The organism is Ruegeria sp. BF7 (genome assembly GCF_056538605.1).
Window position 1 is genome coordinate 63179 of sequence record NZ_JBQFTM010000009.1, and the last position, 22195, is coordinate 85373.

The 22195-nt window shown below is 59.3% G+C and carries 24 protein-coding genes, 1 tRNA gene and 1 riboswitch; of the genes, 7 read left to right on the plus strand and 18 right to left on the minus strand.

What is annotated here, in order from left to right; translation table 11 throughout:
- Window positions 1-107 precede the first annotated feature (107 nt).
- From ACR0IK_RS16870 to ACR0IK_RS16885, 4 genes are all read left to right on the plus strand, one after another.
- Window positions 108-764, plus strand: a complete 657-nt coding sequence (locus tag ACR0IK_RS16870) for a 50S ribosomal protein L25/general stress protein Ctc (RefSeq protein ID WP_480593688.1) — start codon at window positions 108-110, stop codon at window positions 762-764.
- A 127-nt stretch (window positions 765-891) separates the two neighbouring features.
- The gene (gene pth, locus ACR0IK_RS16875; protein WP_480642375.1) at window positions 892-1572 is read left to right on the plus strand and encodes an aminoacyl-tRNA hydrolase; all 681 of its coding nucleotides are present in this window, start codon (window positions 892-894) and stop codon (window positions 1570-1572) included.
- 82 nt (window positions 1573-1654) lie between these two features.
- Window positions 1655-2818 (plus strand): serine hydrolase domain-containing protein, encoded by a 1164-nt coding sequence (locus ACR0IK_RS16880; RefSeq protein ID WP_480593690.1) that lies wholly within the window; start codon window positions 1655-1657, stop codon window positions 2816-2818.
- A 9-nt stretch (window positions 2819-2827) separates the two neighbouring features.
- Window positions 2828-3202, plus strand: a complete 375-nt coding sequence (locus ACR0IK_RS16885) for a DUF2237 family protein (protein ID WP_480593692.1) — start codon at window positions 2828-2830, stop codon at window positions 3200-3202.
- A gap of 42 nt (window positions 3203-3244) precedes the next feature.
- On the opposite strand, the gene ACR0IK_RS16890 is transcribed toward ACR0IK_RS16885, so the two are convergent.
- From ACR0IK_RS16890 to rpsA, 8 genes are all read right to left on the minus strand, one after another.
- Window positions 3245-4390 carry a slipin family protein gene (locus tag ACR0IK_RS16890; RefSeq protein WP_480642376.1) on the minus strand — a complete coding sequence of 382 codons (1146 nt, stop codon included), beginning with the start codon at window positions 4388-4390 and terminating at the stop codon, window positions 3245-3247.
- A gap of 395 nt (window positions 4391-4785) precedes the next feature.
- Window positions 4786-4858 (minus strand) — tRNA-Arg (locus tag ACR0IK_RS16895).
- Between the two features lie 367 nt (window positions 4859-5225).
- Window positions 5226-6473 (minus strand): tryptophan synthase subunit beta, encoded by a 1248-nt coding sequence (trpB, locus tag ACR0IK_RS16900; protein ID WP_480593695.1) that lies wholly within the window; start codon window positions 6471-6473, stop codon window positions 5226-5228.
- 67 nt (window positions 6474-6540) lie between these two features.
- The gene (locus tag ACR0IK_RS16905; RefSeq protein WP_480593697.1) at window positions 6541-6876 is read right to left on the minus strand and encodes a hypothetical protein; all 336 of its coding nucleotides are present in this window, start codon (window positions 6874-6876) and stop codon (window positions 6541-6543) included.
- Window positions 6877-6923: 47 nt separating this feature from the next.
- Entirely contained in the window at window positions 6924-7568 is a 645-nt protein-coding gene (locus tag ACR0IK_RS16910) for a phosphoribosylanthranilate isomerase (RefSeq protein WP_480642378.1), read from the minus strand.
- A 9-nt stretch (window positions 7569-7577) separates the two neighbouring features.
- Entirely contained in the window at window positions 7578-7928 is a 351-nt protein-coding gene (locus tag ACR0IK_RS16915; protein ID WP_480593798.1) for a lipopolysaccharide assembly protein LapA domain-containing protein, read from the minus strand.
- Window positions 7929-7934: 6 nt separating this feature from the next.
- The gene (gene ihfB / locus ACR0IK_RS16920) at window positions 7935-8219 is read right to left on the minus strand and encodes an integration host factor subunit beta (RefSeq protein ID WP_037310872.1); all 285 of its coding nucleotides are present in this window, start codon (window positions 8217-8219) and stop codon (window positions 7935-7937) included.
- A gap of 271 nt (window positions 8220-8490) precedes the next feature.
- A complete protein-coding gene (gene rpsA, locus ACR0IK_RS16925; RefSeq protein WP_170326968.1) occupies window positions 8491-10167 on the minus strand; it encodes a 30S ribosomal protein S1 in 1677 nt (558 codons plus the stop codon).
- Between the two features lie 353 nt (window positions 10168-10520).
- Here rpsA and ACR0IK_RS16930 point away from each other — a divergent pair, with 353 nt between their 5' ends.
- Complete coding sequence (locus ACR0IK_RS16930; RefSeq protein ID WP_480593699.1) at window positions 10521-10928, plus strand: hypothetical protein; 408 nt, start codon at window positions 10521-10523, stop codon at window positions 10926-10928.
- Here ACR0IK_RS16930 and ACR0IK_RS16935 read toward each other — a convergent pair.
- Complete coding sequence (locus ACR0IK_RS16935; RefSeq protein ID WP_480642379.1) at window positions 10925-11440, minus strand: hypothetical protein; 516 nt, start codon at window positions 11438-11440, stop codon at window positions 10925-10927. The two genes, ACR0IK_RS16930 and ACR0IK_RS16935, sit on opposite strands and share 4 nt — an antisense overlap.
- Window positions 11441-11658: 218 nt before the next feature.
- Here ACR0IK_RS16935 and ACR0IK_RS16940 point away from each other — a divergent pair, with 218 nt between their 5' ends.
- Window positions 11659-12138, plus strand: coding sequence for a YHS domain-containing (seleno)protein (locus ACR0IK_RS16940; protein ID WP_480593702.1), 480 nt, complete (start codon window positions 11659-11661; stop codon window positions 12136-12138).
- An 18-nt stretch (window positions 12139-12156) separates the two neighbouring features.
- Here ACR0IK_RS16940 and ACR0IK_RS16945 read toward each other — a convergent pair whose 3' ends face one another.
- Window positions 12157-12774: a (d)CMP kinase gene (locus ACR0IK_RS16945; RefSeq protein ID WP_480642380.1), complete on the minus strand. Its 618-nt coding sequence runs from the start codon at window positions 12772-12774 to the stop codon at window positions 12157-12159.
- Window positions 12771-14117, minus strand: coding sequence for a 3-phosphoshikimate 1-carboxyvinyltransferase (gene aroA / locus ACR0IK_RS16950; protein ID WP_480642382.1), 1347 nt, complete (start codon window positions 14115-14117; stop codon window positions 12771-12773). The genes ACR0IK_RS16945 and aroA overlap by 4 nt, the downstream gene beginning before the upstream one ends.
- Before the next feature lie 185 nt (window positions 14118-14302).
- Between aroA and ACR0IK_RS16955 the strand changes: the two genes are divergently transcribed.
- Entirely contained in the window at window positions 14303-15112 is an 810-nt protein-coding gene (locus ACR0IK_RS16955; RefSeq protein WP_480642383.1) for a hypothetical protein, read from the plus strand.
- A 3-nt stretch (window positions 15113-15115) separates the two neighbouring features.
- Here ACR0IK_RS16955 and trmB read toward each other — a convergent pair whose 3' ends face one another.
- The 7 genes from trmB to ACR0IK_RS16990 all read right to left on the minus strand — a co-directional run bounded on the left by trmB (window position 15116) and on the right by ACR0IK_RS16990 (window position 21958).
- The gene (gene trmB / locus ACR0IK_RS16960; RefSeq protein ID WP_480642384.1) at window positions 15116-15823 is read right to left on the minus strand and encodes a tRNA (guanosine(46)-N7)-methyltransferase TrmB; all 708 of its coding nucleotides are present in this window, start codon (window positions 15821-15823) and stop codon (window positions 15116-15118) included.
- 93 nt (window positions 15824-15916) lie between these two features.
- Entirely contained in the window at window positions 15917-17098 is a 1182-nt protein-coding gene (metK, locus tag ACR0IK_RS16965; RefSeq protein WP_480593710.1) for a methionine adenosyltransferase, read from the minus strand.
- Window positions 17099-17103: 5 nt separating this feature from the next.
- A riboswitch (SAM-SAH riboswitch) is annotated at window positions 17104-17152 on the minus strand.
- A gap of 42 nt (window positions 17153-17194) precedes the next feature.
- Window positions 17195-18691, minus strand: coding sequence for an apolipoprotein N-acyltransferase (gene lnt / locus ACR0IK_RS16970; RefSeq protein ID WP_480642386.1), 1497 nt, complete (start codon window positions 18689-18691; stop codon window positions 17195-17197).
- Window positions 18688-19575 carry a hemolysin family protein gene (locus tag ACR0IK_RS16975; RefSeq protein WP_480593713.1) on the minus strand — a complete coding sequence of 296 codons (888 nt, stop codon included), beginning with the start codon at window positions 19573-19575 and terminating at the stop codon, window positions 18688-18690. Before ACR0IK_RS16975 ends, lnt begins: the two co-directional genes overlap by 4 nt.
- Window positions 19576-19610: 35 nt before the next feature.
- The gene (gene ybeY / locus ACR0IK_RS16980) at window positions 19611-20105 is read right to left on the minus strand and encodes an rRNA maturation RNase YbeY (protein WP_480642388.1); all 495 of its coding nucleotides are present in this window, start codon (window positions 20103-20105) and stop codon (window positions 19611-19613) included.
- A gap of 33 nt (window positions 20106-20138) precedes the next feature.
- Entirely contained in the window at window positions 20139-21161 is a 1023-nt protein-coding gene (locus ACR0IK_RS16985; RefSeq protein ID WP_480593715.1) for a PhoH family protein, read from the minus strand.
- Between the two features lie 143 nt (window positions 21162-21304).
- Entirely contained in the window at window positions 21305-21958 is a 654-nt protein-coding gene (locus ACR0IK_RS16990; protein ID WP_480642389.1) for an outer membrane protein, read from the minus strand.
- Window positions 21959-22195 lie beyond the last annotated feature (237 nt).

Genomic DNA, 22195 nt, shown 5'->3' on the forward strand with positions numbered 1-22195 from the left:
GAAAGCTCAAAAAGCCCTTTCCAAATCAAGTGAATCAAGCTAAGGACGCGGCTTCACGCGGGCATACAGCCTTGGAGGATGCCCGCCCTAACATTTGGAGAATTATCATGGCTGGAGAGATTCCTGATCTCGTAGCTCTGGAACGGACGGGGACAGGCAAGGGCGCCGCTCGTCAAGCACGCCGCGACGGCATGGTTCCGGGCATTGTTTTTGGTGGCGATAAAGAGCCGCTGCCGATTCAGATCCCGTTCAACGTCCTGTTCAAGCGCCTGAAAGCAGGCCGGTTCAAGTCGACCCTGTGGAACCTGAAAGTTGAAGGCCACGAAGACGTCCGCGTCATCTGCCGTGACGTTCAGCGTGACGTCGTCAAGGACCTGCCGACCCACCTGGACCTGATGCGCCTGCGTCGGACCACCAAGATCGCGCTGTTCATCCCGGTTGAGTTTATCAACGAAGAAGCAGCCCCTGGCATCAAGAAGGGCGGCGTTCTGACTGTTGTCCGACCGGAAGTCGAACTGCTGTGCACCGCCGGCGACATCCCTGAGAAGATCACCGTTGATCTGACCGGTATGGAGATCAACGACGTTGTGACCATTTCCTCCGTTGACCTGCCCGCAGGCACCAAGCCGACCATCGACCGTGACTTCGTGATCGCGAATGTCTCGGCACCGACCGGCCTGTCGTCCAGCGACGATGAAGAAGAAGGCGAAGAAGTGGCTGCAGACGAAGTAGAAGTCGTCGGTCAGGAAGAAACAGAAGAATAAGTCCGGACCCAACATTCCGGATTATGAAACGGGGCCTTTACCGGGCCCCGTTTTCTTTTGGCCCTTGGGCTGGAAAACAGATGGCATTCCGTGCCATCAACCACGTGCATCGCACAAGGACGAGACTATGAAACTGTTTGTCGGATTGGGGAACCCGGGGTCGAAATACGCCCGCAACCGGCACAATATCGGCTTTATGGCCGTGGACCGGATCGCCGAAGATCACGGTTTTGGTCCGTGGAAGTCCAAATTTCAGGCTGAGACCGCCGAGGGGCGTTTGGGCCGCAAAAAGGTGCTGCTGATCAAGCCGCAAACTTTCATGAACCGGTCTGGTCAGTCGGTAGGCGAGGCGATGCGGTTCTACAAGCTGGACTCGACTGACGTGACCATCTTTCACGACGAGTTGGACCTTGCCCCTGGTAAGGTGCGCGTCAAGGCGGGCGGTGGACATGCCGGGCATAACGGGCTGCGCTCGATCCACGAACATATCAGCCCGGCCTATGACCGGGTCAGGCTGGGGATCGGGCATCCGGGGCGGAAAGAGCTGGTCTCTCCATATGTCCTGAGCGATTTCGCCAAGGCCGATGCCGACTGGCTGGACGACGTGCTGCGTGGAGTGTCTGACGGCGCTGGATATCTGGCTGATGAGGAAAGCGGCAAGTTCATGAACGCAGTTGCCCTGCGCACCGCGCCGCCGCGGTCTTCGAAATCTCCGGCCAAAACACCAAAATCGGACGCCACCCCCGCGCCGGAACCCGAGGTCGACGAACGCTCGGCCATGCAAAAGCTGCTGGACAAGTTCAAATAGGGCTGTTGACCTTGCCGCAACGTCCCAATTGCGGAACCACATCGGGCGGGTTCCAATGCCGCAGGAATGAGGGAGGCGAAAGATGAAGGCTCTGTTCAAGTGGGTGCTGCGCATCCTGCTGATGTTGGTGCTGGCTGCAGTTGTTGTCGGGGTCTGGAAACGCGAAGAGATTCAACGGCTGATGGCCGTGAATTCTTTGTTTTCCGAAGAAAAAATCGTCCACAATTTCTCTCATATGGATGAGGCTTTTCTGACGGTCGATCTGCCGCGCGGCGATGGCCAGACATGGGAGCTGCCCTATGGCCCCGGCTTTGACCTGCCCGACGGCACTGACCAATGGATCGAGGATCGCGCGGTAACCTCTCTGCTGGTGATGCAGGACGGGCAGATCCGGTTCGAAGAATACTATCTGGGCACGTCTCCCGAGGATCGGCGAATTTCATGGTCGGTTGCCAAGAGCTACCTTTCGGCGTTGTTCGGCGTCCTACTGGCCGAAGGGGCTATCGAGTCGCTGGACGACCCGGTCGTGAAATACGCGCCAAAACTGGCGGGCTCTGCCTATGACGGTGCGACGATCCGGAACGTACTGAACATGGCCAGCGGCGTTACCTTTGATGAAGACTACTTTGACTACAATTCCGACATCAACCGAATGGGCCGGATAATAGCACTGGGCGGTGAACTGGATGATTTCGCGGCTTCACTACAAGACGGTTTCGCACCCCCGGGTGAGACTTGGCAATATGTGTCGATCGATACCCACGTGCTGGGTATGGTGATCCGCGGCGCAACCGGGCGCAATGTGCCCGAGCTGATGACCGAAAAGATCATACAACCGCTGCAGCTGGAACGGGACGGGTATTACATCACCGACGGGGCGGGCGTTGCCTTTGTGCTGGCTGGGTTGAACTTTACCACGCGGGATTTTGCGCGCTTTGGGCAGATGATCCTGCAGAACGGCACGCATGACGGACAACAGCTTGTTCCGGCTGAATGGATTCGCGAGTCAACCTGGCCCAGCGCCCCGACACAGGCGGGTGAAACCGGGTATGGCTATCAATGGTGGATTCCCAAAGGTGCACATGAGGGTGAGTTCTTTGCGCGTGGAATCTACGGACAATACATCTATTTTGACCAATCCCGCGACGTGCTGATTGTGTCCACCGGAGCAGACCGGAAATTCCGCGATCCAGGCGTCAGCGACCAGAATATAGAAATGTTCCGCAAGATCGCGCAAAGCCTGTAAGGTGGATCCATGCAAAAACAGGACAGTATCAACGTTTTGGGAGGTGTGCTTGCCCCGTGTTCCCGTGATCCATTGACCGGATTCTTTCGCGATGGGGCCTGCAACACCTGCCCCGAGGATCAGGGCAGCCACACGGTTTGCGCGGTAATGACGGCCGAGTTTCTCGCGTTCTCCAAGTATGTCGGAAACGATCTGAGCACCCCGCGCCCCGAGTTCAACTTTGCCGGCCTGAAACCGGGTGACAGCTGGTGTCTGTGCGCCGGGCGTTTTCTGCAGGCCCATGACGAAGGCTGCGCGCCAAAGGTACATCTTGAAGCCACACACCAGCGCGCGCTCGACGTGGTGCCACTGCGGCTGCTGACCGAACACGCGGTTGCGGAATAGCCAGACCGGCCCAGGACATCCCGGACCGGCCCTTATTCGGGATCACTCCCGCAGTTTGACAAGGTCGGACATCAGCCCTTCGGTCCCGTTGTGGACCGTCAGCCGTTCGACCTTCCCGGCGATGGTTTCCAGCGCCTCCAGCTCTTTCAGCCGCAGCATCACCGGGTTTTCCGCCATCACCTTCGCGGTGTTCAGCAGGGACCGCGTGGCGTTGGTTTCTTCCCGCCGCCGGATGACGTTGGCCTCGGCCTGTTTCTCGGCGGCGACCACGGCGGTCAGGATTTCCCGCATCTCACCGGGCAGGATGACGTCTTTCAACGCGATCTCACCCACTTCGATACCGATCCCGGCCATTTGTGTCCGCACCCGATCCGCGGCCTCGGTGTCGACGGTCACCTTCTCGGCCAGCAGCCGGTCCAGTGTCATCGCCCCCAAAGTCTTCCGAAACGCCAGTTGCAGCGCCCGGTGCAGGGCCTGATCGAAGTCCTTGACCGCCCCCACCGCCTTTACCGGATCAACGACCCGGTAATCAGCGCTGAGGTTGACCCGGACGGTCACCCGGTCCTTGGTCAGGATCTCCTGCCCTGTCACCTCATGGGTCCGTTGCCGCAGGTCGATCTGTTTGACCTCGACGTTCCGCCCGACTTTCCAGAAGGCATGCGCACCGGGGGCCAGCTGATCCACCAGTACCCCGTCAACCGTCAGCAGCCCGGTATGCCCTTCGGCCACCTCAACCTGCGTCAGGTTCAGCCGCAGCCCGGCCCGAACCAGCCGCTGCGCCGTCGCTTTGGGCACAACCATGGTTTCGGTCAACGCGTGATGCTCGATCTTCCACGGCCCTGCGGCCTTCCATACAAGCACCCGTGCTTCGGGGTTCAGCACCCGAACAGCCACCCCATCCCGCAGCAGAACCAGAACTTCGTCAGGCTCGGCCCGGAACTCGGTCAGATGCTTGGCGGCCAGCTCGGGCCGATTCTGCATCAGCGCCCGCTCATAGGGCGACACGAAAAAGAGCTTTTCCAGATCGTGCAGCTCGGTCAGCACATCCTTGCGTGGCAGCCGGTGCTTCCCGGGGCCGAGGATTGCATCGAACACCCCGTTGCGCAGGACCAGCATCCGCTGGGTCTCGGTCAGCGTCAGCCAGTGATGACCGGTCAGCCGGTCTATCAGATCTTGGAACAGTGTCATGTCATTTCTCCTTTTCGTCTCGCTCTATCGTCGTCGCAAACGCGAACTCCTTTTCATGTTTTCAATGGGTTGCACCCCGATTGGGTGACAGGTGTGAAACCTTCGGATGAAGGCGGGAAGGATCCGGGTATCCCCCGCGCCTTGCCCCTGCGCGGGAGGGTCAGAGAGAGGGGCGCGGGCTCCATGCGCCGCCCTGCCCGAAGGCCAAGCGGGGCACCGATCCGGCGGCACCGTCATCCGCCCTCCGGCCCAAGGCCAGAGCAGCGAAGGCCCCCGCCCCGCCGGGCCAAAGCCTGACGTTGCGCAGTGCCGCCCCTGCTGGGGAACACCCGGACCCTTATAATTTGGACCGTTTTCACGGCCGGCGTGGAAGGCCGGTGCTGACTGAACAGCTTTGTCAAATGGCGGGATTCGAACCCGCAACACATCGATTCGCAGTCGATTACTCTACCGTTGAGCTACATTTGCGGCTTTGGAAGGAGTCGAACCTTCGCCTACAGATGGGAAATCTGCCGCTCTATCCAACTGAGCTTCAAAGCATGTCCCAATCCCCGGTTTCGGCCCTAGCATACGGTTTCGGCAGCGCCGTCCGCACCGAGAGAGTGATCACCTCTGCCCGCTAGGGTCCGGCCCGTTGTGACCGGTAACGGCCGGTTTAGGCGAAGGGTCTGGATTCGTTCAATATTTTTTTGAGGGTCAAAATCACACCTGTGGCGAGCGCGCAACAAAATTACCCATCTGCGCAATATTCGAAAAGGTAGCGCGACAAAAACAAAGCGGCGCACCCGTCAAAGGTGCGCCGCTCTTGTCACAAATTTCAAATTTTACCGCCTGGTCAATCGGCGCTGCGGCCTTCGGTATCCGACATGTCGAAGTTCAGATACTTGGCCACGGTCTGCACGTCCTTGTCGCCACGTCCGCACATGTTCATGCAGATCAGGTGATCCTTGGGCAGTTCGGGGGCGATTTTCATTACATGGGCCAGCGCGTGGGACGGTTCCAGAGCCGGGATGATGCCTTCGGTCGCGCAGCACAGCTGGAACGCCTCCAGCGCTTCTTTGTCGGTGATCGAGACATAGTTGGCGCGGCCAATTTCGTGCAGCCACGAGTGTTCGGGACCGATACCCGGATAATCCAGACCGGCTGAGATCGAATAGCCTTCCAGAATCTGCCCGTCATCGTCCTGCAGCAGATATGTGCGGTTGCCGTGCAATACGCCCGGACGCCCACCGGTCAATGAGGCGCAATGCTCCATCTTTTCGTTCACGCCCTTGCCACCGGCCTCAACACCGATGATGTTGACGTCCTTGTCGTCGAGGAACGGGTAGAACAAGCCCATCGCGTTCGAGCCGCCACCGATTGCAGCAATGATCGTGTCAGGCAGACGGCCTTCGGCCTTCATCATCTGCTCTTTGGCTTCCTTTCCGATAATCGACTGGAAATCGCGCACCATCGCCGGATAGGGGTGCGGCCCCGCCACGGTGCCGATGCAATAAAAGGTGTCGCGCACATTGGTAACCCAGTCACGCAGCGCGTCGTTCATCGCGTCTTTCAGCGTGCCGCGGCCAGAGGTCACCGGAATCACTTCGGCCCCCAGCAGGCGCATACGAAACACGTTCGGGGCCTGACGCTGCACGTCATGCGCGCCCATATAGACCACGCACTTCAGGCCAAACTTGGCGCAGACGGTGGCAGTGGCCACGCCGTGCTGACCGGCTCCGGTTTCAGCAATGATCCGAGTCTTGCCCATGCGCCGCGCCAAAATGATCTGGCCCAGCACGTTGTTAATCTTGTGCGCGCCGGTGTGGTTAAGTTCGTCGCGTTTCAGGTAGATCTTAGCACCGCCCAGATGCTCGGTCAGGCGCTCCGCGTAATACAGTGGCGAGGGGCGGCCCACGTAGTTCGCCCACAGATCGTCCATCTCGGCCCAGAAGGTGGGATCGTCCTTGGCCTTCTCATACTCCTCCTCCAGCGACAGGATCAGGGGCATCAGCGTTTCGCTGACGAACCGCCCGCCGAAGATGCCAAAGCGGCCCTGTTCATCGGGGCCGGACATGAAGGAATTGAAAAGATCGTTGGCCATGGGTGTCTCCATCGTCGTGCCCATTGTTCATAGGAGGTGGCGGCGGGATTTGCCATGGCAAAACGTATTATTCCGCCGCTTCAAGGTGCTGCGCCCAGATTTGCAACGCCTGCTCTCTACTGGGCACTGCAATGCAGGGGAAGTGGTGAAACTCACTCACCTCGGCCAGTCGTACAGCGGCCTGCACCACGCGTCGGTGCGGACCGGAATGGGCAAAGGTCAGCATCGCCTCGGCATCGTGCCAGACACTGAGCGAGAAATAGAGCCCCTGATACGGAAAGACATCCGCTTTCAGACACAACGGATCGCCGCGCGCCTGAAGCAACGCCTGATGGGCGCGCCAAAAAAACTCCGGCCCGTAATACCACCGTTTCAATGAAACTCCGCCAATCGCTGCCAGCATTGCCGCGCCCTCCCCTATCGGAGATACGCAGGCACCGGGCGATCAGATCACCGGGTGGCGTCGATAAAGGCGCGGATGAGGGTTGCGTCCTTCACGCCGGGCGCGCTTTCCACGCCCGAAGAGACATCGACCTGCCGCGCGCCAGTCATGCGCATGGCCTCGGCAACGTTATCAGCCGTCAACCCCCCGGCCAGCATCCACGGGCGCCGCCAGTACTTGCGCCCGGCCAGCAGGCGCCAGTCAAAAGCCAGGCCGTTGCCGCCCGGCAACTCGGCGTTGCGCGGTGGCTTGGCGTCGATCAGCAGTTGGTCCGACACTTCCGAGTACAGGTCGATTGCCACAAGGTCTTCAGCTTCGGCCACACCAATGGCTTTCATCACGGGCAGGCCGAACCGTTCGCGGATCTCGGCCACGCGATCCGGGTTTTCCTTGCCGTGCAGTTGCAACATGTCCAACGGTACGCTGGCCACGATCCGGTCCAGTTCCTCATCCGACGCGTTCACGGTCAGCGCGACCTTGGCCACGCCAGAAGGCACCAGATGGGCCAGTTCGGTGGCGGCCTCAATGTCCAGATGCCGTGGCGATTTTGGGAAGAACACGAACCCGACATAACGTGCGCCAGCCTCGGCTGCCACGCGCACGTGATCGGGGGCGGTCAGGCCGCAGATTTTGACACTTGCGTCTTGGGGCATTGGTTTGCCTCAGCTGGCCTCGTCCAGCAGGGCCAGAACTTCGTCCTGACCTTCGTTCTGCTTTTTCTTGAGCTTTTTGACTTCACGCTCAAGCTTGCGCACTTCGTTTTTCTTCACGGACGCATCCCGGCGGTGCTTGTGCTCGCGCAGCCATTCCCAGAGGAAACCGATGATCAGGCCTGCGACAACGCCGCCCAACACCACCACGAACAGCGGCAGCGACGTGCTGAAGTTAAAACCCACAAGCTCGGCAAAGGGTTCCGGCATCAGCGACAGTTCAACCGTTTCGCGATTGGCCAGCGAGACGGAAATAAGAACGATCCCGAGGATCGCCAGGAAAGCATATCGAAGGTAGCGCATCATGACTTAGGCTTTACCGTTCAATCGATCCCTAAGCAACTTGCCAGTTTTGAAAAACGGCACACATTTTTCTTCGACCTGAACAGTCTCACCCGTGCGGGGATTGCGGCCGACACGCGCGTCGCGCTGTTTCACCGAAAAGGCACCGAAGCCACGCAGTTCCACACGGTCACCGCGCGCCATGGCATCCGTCACTTCTTCGAACACGGTATTCACGATCCGCTCGACGTCGCGTTGATATAAATGCGGGTTCTCGTCGGCGATTTTCTGAATCAGTTCTGAACGGATCATGAGCGCTACCCTCCCAGGCGATCGGTTAACCATCTCTATTGTTCTGAACAGTATAGGAAAAAAGTCGGATCGGGGGAACGTAAACTCTTTGTGCAAAGCCTTCATTTTGCTGCTAAACCGCGCGATTTTTCGCTTGTTCACGCGAATTCCGCGCTTAAAGCGCGAACCACACCCGAAATAAGCCCGGAATTTGGAACATATTGATTCGCAACAAAAACGGCCCCGCGCGGATACGCGGGGCCGTAAATTCGGCTAAGGCTGATGCCTTGGCTTAGTCGCCGGACTTCAGCGCTGCACCCAGGATATCGCCCAGCGATGCGCCCGAGTCGGAAGAACCGTACTGTTCCACGGCCTCTTTCTCTTCGGCGATCTCGCGTGCCTTGATCGACAGGCCCAGACGGCGGGTCTTGCTGTCAACGTTGGTGACGCGAACGTCGACCTTGTCACCGACCGAGAAACGCTCAGGGCGCTGTTCGGCACGGTCACGCGACAGGTCCGAACGACGGATGAACGATTTCATGCCTTCGTACTCGACCTCGATGCCACCATCTTCGATCGCGGTGACTTCGACAGTGATGACCGAACCACGCTTCACGCCGCCCACGGCTTCGGCGAACTTGTCGCCGCCCAGGGCTTTGATCGACAGCGAGATACGCTCTTTTTCGACGTCAACTTCCGAGACAACGGCCGAAACCATGTCGCCTTTGCGGTAGTTCTGGATGGCATCCTCGCCACGCTCGTCCCAGGACAGGTCGGACAGGTGAACCATGCCGTCGATGTCGCCTTCGAGGCCGATGAACAGACCGAATTCGGTGATGTTCTTGACTTCGCCTTCGACCTGCGTGCCCTCGGGGTGCGTTTCTGCAAACACTTCCCACGGGTTGCGCTGAGTCTGTTTCAGGCCCAGAGACACGCGACGCTTGGCGCCGTCGATTTCCAGAACCATGACGTCGACTTCCTGGCTGGTCGAAACGATCTTGCCGGGATGGACGTTTTTCTTGGTCCAGGACATCTCGGAGACGTGCACCAGACCTTCGACACCGGCTTCCAGCTCAACGAACGCGCCGTAGTCGGTGATGTTGGTGACGCGACCCTGATGTACCGAGCCCAGCGGGTACTTGGCAGCAACCAGATCCCACGGATCTTCCTGCAACTGCTTCATGCCCAGGCTGATGCGGTGGGTCTCTTTGTTGATCTTGATGACCTGAACCTTGATGGTTTCGCCGATCGTCAGGATCTCGGACGGGTGGTTCACACGACGCCATGCCATGTCGGTGACGTGCAGCAGGCCGTCAACGCCGCCCAGGTCAACAAATGCGCCGTATTCGGTGATGTTCTTGACGACACCCTCGACGGTCTGACCTTCGGACAGGTTGCCGATAACTTCGGCACGCTGTTCGGCACGCGATTCTTCCAGGATTGCGCGGCGCGACACAACGATGTTGCCACGGCGGCGGTCCATTTTCAGAATCTGGAACGGCTGCTTCAGACCCATCAGCGGGCCAGCGTCGCGCACGGGGCGCACGTCAACCTGCGAGCCGGGCAGGAACGCAACTGCGCCACCCAGATCGACGGTGAAGCCACCTTTGACGCGACCGAAGATAGCACCTTCGACGCGCTGGTCGTCGGCATATGCTTTTTCCAGACGGTCCCATGCCTCTTCACGGCGGGCCATCTCGCGCGAGATGACGGCTTCGCCACGGGCGTTTTCTGCGGCGCGCAGGTAGACTTCGACCTCGTCGCCAACAGCGATTTCAGGGGCTTCGCCGGGATTTGCGAATTCTTTCAGATCAACGCGGCCTTCCATTTTGTAGCCGACGTCGATGATGGCTTGGCCGGCTTCGATCGCCAGAACCTTGCCTTTGACAACAGAACCCTCTTCGGGTGTGTCCATTTCGAAGCTTTCATTAAGGAGGGCTTCGAATTCCTCCATGGATGCGTTAGCCATGTGGCGTTGTTTTCCTTTACAGTACGTTTTTGCTGGCCGAGCGGTTGTCTCCGCCGGTCTTGTTTCATGGTGCCTTGAGGCGTAACCCGGGGCGCATCTGACTACACAAACACAAAGGGCCGAGGTAACCCGGCCCTGCTCAGATACGTCATCCGGACGTTAGCCGCCCTTGTTAAGACGGGTGCTCTATAGCGGGTTGGCTCCGGTCTCGCAAGTCGAAAGCACTTAGCGCGAAGAACAGGGACAACATCGCTGACCTCACAATCGGTTGATAGCAGCCTTGCCCGGTTGCACACCTTGCATCACCCCGGCACCACTGGTCTGGCAGACACACAGACCGGAATTGTCAGATCATGGAAGAGTTCAACGTCATCGTTGCACATCAACCCCAGTGGGTTCAGATATGGATGAACATTCTGAGCTTTGGCGCCTTCCTGTTACCGATCTCATTATTGATTTGGCGGCAGACACGCCTGACAGCGATTATTACGATCCTGTGCAGTTTGCTGGCGGCGGCCGGCGTTCTGCTGATCTTCAACCAGCTTGGTTATGTCCGTTTGATGGGGCTCGGCCACGCCGTGTTCTGGACACCGCTTGCCTATTACCTCTGGAAACAACAGGCGCGCGAAGACATCCCCGTCGCTCCCAAATGGATAATCCGTGTGGTGGTCTTGACCATCGCCGTGTCGCTGGCCTTCGACTACTTGGACGTACTGCGGTATTTGCTGGGCGATCGAACACCTGCTTCTGTTCCGGCTTAGATTTCTTCGCCTTTCTTAAGCAATTCCTCGATCAGGTTCCGCTGAAGGCTACCGCTGTCCCCTCCGCCGAACTGCTGCGCACCGCCGGAATAAAGCGAGCCATAGGTCTTGGCGATGTTCACCGTCTGCGCCAACCCCGAGATCAGCTGGTCCTTTTCAAGCGGTGACAGCGGATGAATGAATGTTGCCCACAGCATTCCGTTGGCAATCGCATAGCGCGCGTCGAGAGCGCTGTCGAAATTGGCCTGCATCATGCGGTGCATGTCCTTGGCGGTCAGGCCCTCGGCGCTGCGGATCGGGATCATCGCGCGCATCCGGTCGGCATTGCTGTCGGTGATGATCAGAACCGGAACGTCCGATACGGTCAGTTGGAACCCTGGCCCGCGCGGCTGTGCCTCAGGGTCGAGCGCGAAGATGATCTTGCCCAGACGTTCATAGTCCATCGGTGGCTCGGCCTCCTGAGCAGCCAGGCTTCCGGCCAGAAAAAACAGAGTTAGGGCTAGTCGGATCATCGCATCTCTCCTGCAGGCTACGCTCCAACCATAGGGGCCGGCTGGCGGAGTGACCAAACAAAGCTTGGTGAAGGACTTATCCCGCCCCACCGCAGGTTTGAACGATCTGCAAGATTTGGCGGGCTTCCTGCGATAGCCCGTTCAGAACTACCCCTCTACTTATGTTTCAGCGGTTGGCCGCCCGGCTGATCCAAACCTGAACAGGAAAGGAAATCCCAATGAAATCTCTGGTTCTGACAACCGTCCTCGCCGCCCTGCCTCTGATCGCGGCACCCGCCTTTGCCGCGGATGAGATAAACGTTTCTAACGGTATCTCGGCGGCCGGTGCGCCGCTGGCCGCGCACGGCGTCGATCTGGTCGCGCTGGTGAGTGACGGCAATCCGGTCGAGGGCTTTGCCACCCATTCCGCCACCTATGACGGGGCATCCTACTACTTTACCAGCGCTGCGAACCGCGAAGCGTTCGAGACCAACCCCGCCGCCTACCTGCCTCAGCACGGCGGGTTCTGTTCGTTCGGCGTTTCGGTGGGCAAGAAGTTTGACGGCGATCCGGATCAATATCTCGTCGCGGATGGCAAGCTGTACCTTTTCCTGAACGCCGAAACCCGCGCGGCCTTCCTGAAGGACGTGACAGCCACGGCAAAAACCGCTGACGATCAGTGGGCGAATATCAAAAGCGTCGCCGTCGGCGAGTTGTAATCCTGAAAGCCCGCAGTGCTATGGCGTCGCGGGCTTTTTCTTTTCGATGAAGGCCACGGCCTGAGCTAGCGCAGCCTCGATACTCAGATCGGACGTGTCCAGCAGTACGGCATCGTCGGCGGGTTTCATCGGTGCAGTGCTGCGTTCGGCATCCCGTGCATCGCGTTCGCGCACATCGGCCAGCACCATTTCGCGGGTGACTTCCGATCCCTTGGCGCTCAATTCCAGAAAACGCCGCTCGGACCGAACTTCGGCGCTGGCGGTGACGAACAGCTTCACCTCGGCCTCAGGGCAGATCACCGTTCCGATATCGCGCCCGTCCAGAACCGCGCCCCCGGCACGACGGGCAAAAGCGCGTTGGAAGTCGACCAACGCCGACCGGACCTCAGGGATTACAGCCACTTTCGACGCCGCCTGCGCAATCTCGGCCGTACGCAGATCACCCTGCTCCAGCTCGTCAGCCGTCAGCGCCTGCGCGGCCTCGACCGGGTCGGTACCGTCCAGAGTGCGACGCCCAACCGCGCGGTAGAGCAACCCCGTATCCAGATGCGCGAACCCGAAGTGTGCGGCAACGCCTTTCGAGATCGTGCCCTTCCCCGCCGCCGCGGGGCCGTCAATGGCGACAGTAAAGCTCACGTGCGTTCGACCTTGGCGCCCAGAGACGCCATCAGCGGTTCGAAAATCGGAAATGAGGTCGCGATCGGGCCGCCGTCATCGACCGAGACCGGGGTCTGCGCGCCCATCCCCATCACCATGAACGACATGGCGATGCGGTGGTCCAGAAAGCTCTCGCACGTACCGCCGCCGGGGACATTGCCGATGCCCAGCCCGTCGACCGACCACCATTCCTCGCCCTCGTCAACGGTCACGCCATTGGCGCGCAGGCCCTTGGCCATGGCATCAATCCGGTCGCTTTCCTTGACGCGCAGTTCTTTCACGCCGCCCATCATCGTGGTGCCTGTGGCATTGGCCGCAACCACGGACAGAACCGGGTATTCGTCGATCATCGAGGCCGCGCGTTCCGGCGGCACGTTGATACCCTTCATGTTGGGCGAATACTTGGCGCGCAGATCGGCAACGGGCTCACCGCCCTCTTCGCGTTCGTTTTCATAGGTCAGATCTGCGCCCATCTCGCGCAGAGTGGTAAACAGCCCCGCACGGGTCGGGTTCAGGCCGATACCTGGCACCAACACATCCGAACCCGGCGTGATCAGCGCCGCGCAAACCGGGAAGGCTGCGCTGGACGGGTCGCGCGGCACGGCGATGACTTGGGGTTTTAGCTCGGGGCGGCCGGTCAGAGTGATCACCCGCCCCTCATCGGTATCCTCGACGGAAATTTCGGCGCCAAACCCGGCCAGCATCCGCTCCGAATGGTCACGCGTGGCCTCTTTCTCAATTACCACCGTCTTGCCGGGCGCGTTCAGGCCAGCCAGCAGCACGGCGGATTTCACTTGCGCCGACGGTACTGGGACTTCATAGCGGACCGGCACGGGTTCCGCCGCACCCACGATCGTCATCGGCAGACGCCCACCGGCACGGCCAACCGACTGCGTACCAAACAGCGCCAACGGATCGGTGACCCGCGCCATCGGGCGTTTGTTGAGGCTCGCGTCGCCGGTAAAGGTCGCGGTGATGGGCGAGGTCGCCATTGCCCCCATGATAAGTCGCACTCCGGTACCCGAATTGCCGCAGTCGATCACCTGATCCGGCTCGGCAAAACCACCGACGCCGACACCATGCACGGTCCATTCACCACCACCGTGGTCCGTCACCTCGGCCCCAAAGGCGCGCATCGCCTTGGCGGTGTCCAGAACATCCTCGCCCTCAAGCAGGCCCGAGATTTTGGTTTCACCCACCGCCATAGCGCCAAGGATCAGCGACCGGTGCGAGATCGACTTGTCGCCGGGCACCTCTGCTGTGCCGGTCAGCGGGCCGCAGGGATGCGAGGTCATCGGGATTGGCGTGCCGTGTCCGGACATGGGGGCTCCTGTTTTCGCTATCAGTGCTCAAGCCGATTAGCGAATTGGGGCCGCTTGGTCCAGCGGCAATACGACCGCCAGAGGGAGCGAGGTTTGGGCGATCAGGAGTTTCTGGGCTACAATGGTCAAACTCAAGGACGAGTTCATTTTTTGTTGCTCATAATTCAATGTCCAAGGTTTTTTCCATGTCACAGCTTCAAACCATGCTTTCCAGCGGAACGGAAAAGTTCTTTCAGCCCAAAGATCCACTAAAGACAGACAGTGTTCTGCAGATGCGCCTGGCCTTTCTGGTCGGCCTCGTGGCCTTTGGCCTGCCGATCATCCTTGCCAGCGGCGCAGTGTTTGGTGGCAGCTGTTTTCGCGACAGCATAAGCCATTTCTACTATGCCCAATTCCTTGGGACCATCTTCGTCGGTTTAATGGTTTTTATCGGTGGTTTCCTAATCGCCTATACCGGAGATCATTGGCTTGAGGATCTTGGGTCATTCATCGCCGGAATAGGCGCATGTTTTGTCGCGGTTTTCCCAACAAGCGGGTCTGGCTGCGAAGAACCCGTCAGCTTTAAGTCTCGGATTTTTGCCGATGTGAACCAAACGCCGCCGCCGGTCCTGTCGGACCCCGAACCCGAAGCATTCTTCACCCTGTTTTCGGGCGCGCCGCACTTACATGCCTGGGCTGCGGGCATCCTGTTTATCTATCTTGGCCTTTATTGCCTTTTCGTTTTACGCCGCGTGGTTCCGGAGCGTCACTTAAGACACGGGCAAATGATCCAGACGAAAAAGCGACGCAATACTTTGTATTCGTTATGCGGCATCACGATCCTGTTGTGCGTTCTGACTCTGGGTATCGTCGCCTTTTCTGGTGAAGGCGCCCAGACGGGATGGAAATCCCATAACCTGACTTTTTTTGTAGAAACCATCGCGCTTTGGGCATTCGGGCTGGCATGGTTTGCAAAAGGCCGAGCCTTCCCCAGCCTGCGCGATCCCGCGCCGTAGCGGTCAGGTTTTGCGGAACGTAAGGTAATGTGGTGTGCGGCCTTCGCGCAGAGCTTTCTGTTCATATCGAGTGGAAATCCAGTCCTCCCACGGTTCGCGCCAGTCTGCGGGGCGTTCAGCCAGCCACTCGAAACCTGCGTGCGGAACTTCCTCCAGCGTCTGGCGAACATAGTCGGGGATGTCAGTTGCCACGCGGAAGATTGACCCCGGCTTCAGCACGCGCGCCAGCGGTTCCAGATGTTCGGGCGTGACAAAGCGACGGCGGTGGTGCCGCGTTTTGGGCCAGGGGTCGGGGTACAGCAAAAAGGCGCGCGAAATGCTGGCTTCGGGAAGCACGTCGAACAGATCGCGTGCGTCACCGGGGTGCACCGCAAGGTTTTCGACGCCGGCCTGACGAATTTTACCCAGCAGCATGGCGACGCCGTTGATATAGGGTTCAGCCCCGATGATACCGATATCGGGGTTGCTGGCGGCCTGATGCACCAGATGCTCACCGCCGCCAAATCCGACCTCAAGCCAGACCTCCTTGCCGCCGAACAGCGCCTGCAGGTCCAGCGGATGGCGTTCGGGATTGGTCTCCCAGTCCACTGCGCCGGGCGACAGGGCGTCGAGGTCTTCGTTCAGATACGTCTTTTGGCTGGGCTTCAGGGTCTTTCCCTTGAAGCGGCCATAGAAGTTTCTGCGGGGGCGTTGTGGTGTCTGGGTGCTCATGGCGGTGCCCATACTGCGCGGGTCGTCACGTTGCAACCCCGGCGCCGAATCGAAAAAGCGCGCCGACATCGGCGCGCTTTGTATTGCATTGGATCAGACCGCGGTTTTCAGCGCATCGACCAAGTCAGTACGCTCCCAGCTGAATCCGCCATCCGCATCGGGTTCACGTCCGAAATGGCCATAAGCAGCCGTGCGCTGGTAGATAGGCTTGTTCAGTTTCAGGTGCTCGCGAATACCGCGCGGGGTCAGGTCCATCACCTGTCCGACGGCAGTTTCGATGAGAGCGTCCGCAATCTCGCCGGTGCCGTGCGTATCGGCGTAGATCGACAGAGGTTTGGACACACCAATCGCATAGCTCAGCTGAATGGTGCAGCGTTCCGCCATGCCCGCAGCAACCACGTTCTTGGCCAGATAGCGCGCGGCATAAGCGGCCGAGCGGTCCACCTTGGTCGGGTCTTTCCCCGAGAACGCACCACCACCATGAGGCGCGGCACCGCCGTAGGTGTCGACGATGATCTTGCGCCCGGTCAAACCCGCGTCGCCATCCGGGCCGCCGATCACGAATTTGCCCGTCGGGTTCACGTGCCATTCGGTTTCTGCGGTCAGCCAGCCTGCGGGCAGGGTTTCGGTGATATAGGGTTCGACGATGGCGCGGATGTCGTCCGAGCTCAGCGCCTCATCCAGGTGCTGGGTCGACAGCACGATCGAACTGACGCCGACCGGCTTGCCATCGCGGTACACAACCGACAGCTGCGATTTCGCGTCCGGGCCCAGTGCGGGCTCGGTGCCGTTCTTGCGCACTTCGGCCAGACGACGCAGAATCGCGTGCGAGTACTGGATCGGTGCCGGCATCAGCGCAGGGGTTTCGGTGGTGGCGTAACCGAACATGATGCCCTGGTCGCCAGCGCCCTCATCCTTGTTATCCGAGGCGTCCACGCCCTGAGCAATATGGGCGGACTGTTCGTGCAGCAGGTTTGTCACCTCGACGGTTTCGTGATGAAACTTATCCTGCTCGTAGCCGATATCCTTGATACAGGCGCGCGCGATCTCGTCGATGCGGCCCATATAATCGTGCAGCTTTTCCTGATCGGACAGACCTACTTCGCCACCGATCACCACTCGGTCGGTCGTGGCAAAGGTTTCGCACGCCACGCGTGCTTCGGGTTCTTCGTTCAGAAATGCGTCAAGGACGGCATCGGAAATCCGGTCACAAACCTTATCCGGGTGCCCTTCGGATACGGATTCCGAAGTAAATGTGTAGTTCTGTCGGGACATGAAAGTGCTCCATTGAGATTTCCCCATCACGCCAGGAAGCCGTTGTGACGGGCAAGCGAGGGGATACGCCTACAGCTTCACAGGGTCAATCAGAATTTAAGCGTGTTTTCGCCGGACGTTGCACCAAAGCAGCACGAACAAAACCGCCAGCAGAACAAAGACCGGGATATCGCCGATCCGGGCGTATACAGTGGGGGGCAGCGGCGCCGGCAGTTTTGCATCCACAAAACCCGCCTGCCCCAAAGCCAGCGAATCCACAACGTGCCCCAGCGGATCGATCATCGCCGAAACCCCGGTATTGGCCGAGCGCATCATCGGAAGACCCTGCTCGATCGCGCGCATCTGGGCTTGAGCCAGATGCTGATATGGGCCGGACCGCGTACCGAACCAGGCATCATTGGTGATTTGCAGCAGAAAATCAGCGCGCCCCGGTGCAGACAAGACATCCTGCGTGAACACGGCCTCGTAACAGATCAGCGGCAGCGCCTTGCCCAGCTTTCCCGCATCCATCAAGGCGGCCCCCGGTCCCGAGCTGAAACCATGGCCAGCGGTGGTCGCCATCCCGTAAATGCCGAACCGTGCCAAAAGGTTTCCGAACGGCACGTATTCTCCAAACGGCGCAAGGTGGTGCTTGTCATACAGACCCTGTTGCTGTCCCTGCTCGTCCAGATAGATCATCGAATTGTAGATGCGCGGCCCGTCACCCCGCTGGATACCCAGAAATACCGGTACGCCCTGCGCTGCATCTGTGACTGCAGCCAAATACGGCTGTGCACTGCCCAGCCATGCCGGTATCGACGTTTCCGGCCAGACAATCAGGTCCGGTCGGGGTTGCGCGGCGGTGAACCCAATCTGACGCGCAAAAAACAACGGCGCATAGTCCGGATCCCATTTCTGATGTTGTGGGGCGTTGGGTTGGATCATACGCACGGTGTGATCGGTCTCGGTGACGGTCGGACGCGAGGCCGCATAGGCCAGCGCCAGACAGGCAATTCCTATCGACAGGCCCAGTGGCAGCGCAAATCCGCCACGTTGCGCCAGTGCCACGCCCATGGGAAGCGTTGCCAAAAGGGTCAAAGTGCCCAGACCGTATGGTCCGAACAGGGATAAAAGCTGTACCATCGGCGTATCGACCCAAACCTGCGCCAGACCGGCCCAGGGAAACCCGGTCAGCACATAGCCTCGGGCGCATTCCGCCAGAGACACGGCCAAGGCCAGGAAAACCGCCTGCCCAACGGCACCTTTTCCCGGTCTCCTTGCGGCCCAAAAGGCAAGCGCCCAGAACAGTGCAAGCCCACCTGCCATGAAGATCAAGGCGAAGGGTGCCATCCAGGCGTGGCGCTCGGCGTCTACAAAAAACGGCTCGATGATCCAGCTGAGTCCGTGCGCGAAGTATCCGGTGGCAAAGGCCCAGCCCAGCCAAGCGGCCCGCCCCCGCGTCTCAGAGGACAGAAACAGCGGTGCCAACAGCACCAGTGCGGCCAAGGTGGCTGCCCAAATCCCAAGCGGTGCGAGGCCAAACGCCGCCAGAGCTCCCAACAGGGCCGAAAACACAAACCTCAGCCAAAAAGGCCACCCCTGCGCAGGGTTCATGCAGCAAGGTCCGGTAACATGACACGTAAACGCTTGATTCGGCGCGGATCGGCATCGATCACCTCGAATTCCGGACCTTCGGGATGCAGAACAACCTCACCCCGCGCAGGCACACGGCCCGACAGCATGAAAACAAGACCGCCCAAGGTATCAATCTCTTCCTCGTCTACGTCCTCGTGACTGGTCAGTGAGCGCCCGATCTCGGCCTCGAACTCTTCCAGAGGGACACGTGCCTGAACGATGTAGCAGCCGGGCTTTTCCTGCACCCAAAGCTGATCTTCGTCGGCGTCATGCTCATCGGCAATCTCACCAACCACCTGCTCGATCAAGTCCTCGATGGTTAGCAAGCCGTCAACACCGCCATATTCGTCGATCACCAGCGCCATGTGGCGGCGTTCTGTCTGCATCTTTGTCAGCAGCACACCAATTGGCATCGAGGGCGGCACAAACAGCAAAGTCCTCAGCATCGACACGAGATCGAACTCGGCGCCGCTGCCGTTAAACCCGTGGGTCAGCGCAAAATCCTTGAGGTGGACGAATCCCAATGGAGTATCCAGCGTTCCCTCGTACACCGGTATCCGAGACAGGCCACTATCACGAAACACCTGCGCCAGTTCATCTTTCGTGATTGTTGAAGGGACCGAGATGATTTCGGCAGTCGGAATGGCCACATCCTCGACCCGCATCCGCCGCAAGTTGATCATGCCGCGCGGTTGAGTCGTGTCGGCCTCATGCCCGTTGGCTACGTGGACCTCATCCTCGTCCTGTGGCGAAAACGCGTCCACTATGCGAGAAAAAAATCCAGCTTTCTCTTTGACATTGTCACCGCCGTTCTTCGGTTGCGCGCTCTGCGCCGCCATAGAACTGCCGTCTGTATCGCCCATAATCCCGTTCCAAATTATCAGCCCTGAAGGCCCGTCTATGCATTATATGGGTCATCAAGACCCAGTTTGCCAAGTATATCGACCTCGACCGCTTCCATCAATTCGGCGTCTGCATCGCGGATGTGGTCGTATCCCAGCAGATGTAGTGTTCCGTGAATGATCAGATGTGTGACGTGATCATCCATGGGTTTGCCAACCTCGGCCGCCTCACGCGCGCAGGTGTCGTAGGAGATCGCAATATCTCCCAGCGCGAATTCGCCGGTGAAATCCGGGTCGGGCGGCAGTGGCGACTGGCCCGGTTGGTCAGCGGCCAGTTCCTCGGCTGGCCAACTGAGCACGTTGGTCGGCGCAGGCTTTTCCCGAAACTCTGCATTCAGTTCGGCGATCCGGGTGTCGTCGCAGGCCAGCAGGCTGATCTCGCATAGGTCAGCATCAAGACCGCAATGATCCAGTACGGCATGAATGGCGCGCGCAGCCAAGGGTTCCAGCTCCTGCCAGCGCCCGTCTTCGATGGTCAGTTCAAGGTTCATGTCACCACGTCCTAAGCCTGCGGCCGCGGACGATTAGCCCGTCTCACGGCCCGAGTCGGCCTCATACGCTTCGATAATGGCGGCGACAAGCGGGTGCCTTACGACGTCCTTCGAGGTGAAATAGTTGAAGCTGATATTCGGGATCGTCTTCAGCAAACGCTCGGCATCGGCCAACCCAGACTGAACCCCGCGCGGCAGGTCGACCTGCGAGCGGTCACCGGTGATGACCATGCGGCTGCCCTCACCCAGTCGGGTCAGGAACATCTTCATCTGCATGGTGGTGGCGTTTTGCGCCTCGTCCAGGACAACAAAGGCGTTGGCCAGCGTCCGCCCGCGCATGAAAGCCAGCGGCGCGATTTCGATTCGCTTCTCTTCAATCAGCTTGGCCAGCTGCTTGCCGGGCAGGAAGTCGTTCAGCGCATCATAGAGCGGCTGCATGTAAGGGTCGACCTTGTCCTTCATGTCACCCGGCAGATAACCCAGCTTTTCACCAGCCTCGACGGCGGGACGGCTGAGAATGATCCGGTCCACATGCCCGCCGATAAACATCGACACACCAACGGCCACGGCCAGATAGGTCTTACCAGTGCCGGCAGGACCAATTCCAAAGGCCAGTTCGTTGTTGAACAGCGACTGGACATAGGCCTTTTGCGCGTCCGTGCGTGGCTCGACCAGTTTTTTGCGGGTTTTGATTTCGACCGTACCGCCCTTGAACATCTCAAGCTGGTCGCCATCGCGGCTGCCGGTTCCTGTCTCGGAGCTGCCCATCCGAAGCTCGCGGTCCACGTCGGCAGCCTCAACATCGCGACCACCTTCAAGACGGGTATAAAGCGCTTGCAGCACCTCAATCGCCTGCTTCTGCGAATCCTCATCGCCCATGACAACCAACTGGTTGCCGCGTCGGACAATCTGGACGGACAGCTTATTTTCGATTTCGGTCAGGTTGCGGTCATACTCACCGCACAAATCAATCAACAACCGATTGTCAGGGAATTCAACAAACGCCTCACTTTGGGGCATGTCATCTTGCGGTGGGGTAAGGGCACCGATGGCCAATCCGTTCTCCTGTCTTGGCGTTTCACCCCGAGCGTAGACAACAACTCTCGGTGGGCGCAAGCCACAGTTTTAAATTTTCCAAAACGGATGGCAAAACCGCCGAATAGTAGCCCAAGCGATATCGCCATTAGTTGAGAGCTTGGTCAAAACGTGTAGTTCAACCCAAATCTCAAACCGCGGTAACGCGGAGTGGATTTCGTCGAAAAACCATTGCTGAATTCGACCCGGCGCGAGTCGAACTGCACGTATTCGTATTCACCCGTAATCGACCAGTTCTCGCTCAGGTTGTGCTCGGCACCGATACTTGCCGAAAAACCGTTCCGAGTATCACTTTCTTCGAATGGTTGCGTCGTGACGCCGGAAGTCAGGCTGCTGGTGGTTTTCACGTCACCCTGCACGTATCCTACCGTTACGAAATACAATACCGTGCCGCTTTTGTTGGTCAGACCATTGCGAAACCGAATCGAAAGGATGTCCGAGACCTCGGACGATCCAGTGATTGCAACGCTGCCAATATCCGTCATGGCGTCGTCATCGAGCGTGCCAAAATCATACCCGAGTTCGAACCCGTAGACATAGTCGCGTCCCCCGATGGCCGGCAGAACGCCACGCCAGCCACCCCGGACACCACCGTAGTTGCCGTTCAGGTCGAGTTCTCCAATTTCGAACGTACCGCCCGGGGTCGTCAGGCCAAACCGGTCCGTGCCGCCCGTTGCATATCCACCGCTCAGACCTAGGTAGAAGGCGCTGACATCGCTGCCGAAACGTTTCGGGCTGACGACCGGAGGGTCAGTCACACCCTGCTCCAGATTGCCCGCAACAGTTGCGCTGGATAGAAGGGAAAGCACCAACGCTGACGAGAAAACAACCCGACGGCTTGGTTCAAAGAAACGTGTTCGAATTTCCACTCGTTACCTCCATCGTCCCAACCCGAAAACCGGACCGGTACAGAACTGGATTTTCAGGAGCGCAGAGCGCTGGACCCCAAAAAATCTGGCCCTTCTCGGAACATAGTTCACGGTTGTGAATCAAGG

Excerpts from the sequence above, each read along its gene's own strand:
- ACR0IK_RS16870 (WP_480593688.1), top strand. The coding sequence starts at position 108 with ATGGCTGGAGAGATTCCTGATCTCGTAGCTCTGGAACGGACGGGGACA.
- pth (WP_480642375.1), top strand. The coding sequence starts at position 892 with ATGAAACTGTTTGTCGGATTGGGGAACCCGGGGTCGAAATACGCCCGC.
- ACR0IK_RS16880 (WP_480593690.1), top strand. The coding sequence starts at position 1,655 with ATGAAGGCTCTGTTCAAGTGGGTGCTGCGCATCCTGCTGATGTTGGTG.
- ACR0IK_RS16885 (WP_480593692.1), top strand. The coding sequence starts at position 2,828 with ATGCAAAAACAGGACAGTATCAACGTTTTGGGAGGTGTGCTTGCCCCG.
- ACR0IK_RS16890 (WP_480642376.1), bottom strand. The coding sequence starts at position 4,390 with ATGACACTGTTCCAAGATCTGATAGACCGGCTGACCGGTCATCACTGG.
- trpB (WP_480593695.1), bottom strand. The coding sequence starts at position 6,473 with ATGGCCAACGATCTTTTCAATTCCTTCATGTCCGGCCCCGATGAACAG.
- ACR0IK_RS16905 (WP_480593697.1), bottom strand. The coding sequence starts at position 6,876 with ATGCTGGCAGCGATTGGCGGAGTTTCATTGAAACGGTGGTATTACGGG.
- ACR0IK_RS16910 (WP_480642378.1), bottom strand. The coding sequence starts at position 7,568 with ATGCCCCAAGACGCAAGTGTCAAAATCTGCGGCCTGACCGCCCCCGAT.
- ACR0IK_RS16915 (WP_480593798.1), bottom strand. The coding sequence starts at position 7,928 with ATGCGCTACCTTCGATATGCTTTCCTGGCGATCCTCGGGATCGTTCTT.
- ihfB (WP_037310872.1), bottom strand. The coding sequence starts at position 8,219 with ATGATCCGTTCAGAACTGATTCAGAAAATCGCCGACGAGAACCCGCAT.
- rpsA (WP_170326968.1), bottom strand. The coding sequence starts at position 10,167 with ATGGCTAACGCATCCATGGAGGAATTCGAAGCCCTCCTTAATGAAAGC.
- ACR0IK_RS16930 (WP_480593699.1), top strand. The coding sequence starts at position 10,521 with ATGGAAGAGTTCAACGTCATCGTTGCACATCAACCCCAGTGGGTTCAG.
- ACR0IK_RS16935 (WP_480642379.1), bottom strand. The coding sequence starts at position 11,440 with ATGATCCGACTAGCCCTAACTCTGTTTTTTCTGGCCGGAAGCCTGGCT.
- ACR0IK_RS16940 (WP_480593702.1), top strand. The coding sequence starts at position 11,659 with ATGAAATCTCTGGTTCTGACAACCGTCCTCGCCGCCCTGCCTCTGATC.
- aroA (WP_480642382.1), bottom strand. The coding sequence starts at position 14,117 with ATGTCCGGACACGGCACGCCAATCCCGATGACCTCGCATCCCTGCGGC.
- ACR0IK_RS16955 (WP_480642383.1), top strand. The coding sequence starts at position 14,303 with ATGTCACAGCTTCAAACCATGCTTTCCAGCGGAACGGAAAAGTTCTTT.
- trmB (WP_480642384.1), bottom strand. The coding sequence starts at position 15,823 with ATGAGCACCCAGACACCACAACGCCCCCGCAGAAACTTCTATGGCCGC.
- metK (WP_480593710.1), bottom strand. The coding sequence starts at position 17,098 with ATGTCCCGACAGAACTACACATTTACTTCGGAATCCGTATCCGAAGGG.
- lnt (WP_480642386.1), bottom strand. The coding sequence starts at position 18,691 with ATGAACCCTGCGCAGGGGTGGCCTTTTTGGCTGAGGTTTGTGTTTTCG.
- ACR0IK_RS16975 (WP_480593713.1), bottom strand. The coding sequence starts at position 19,575 with ATGGGCGATACAGACGGCAGTTCTATGGCGGCGCAGAGCGCGCAACCG.
- ybeY (WP_480642388.1), bottom strand. The coding sequence starts at position 20,105 with ATGAACCTTGAACTGACCATCGAAGACGGGCGCTGGCAGGAGCTGGAA.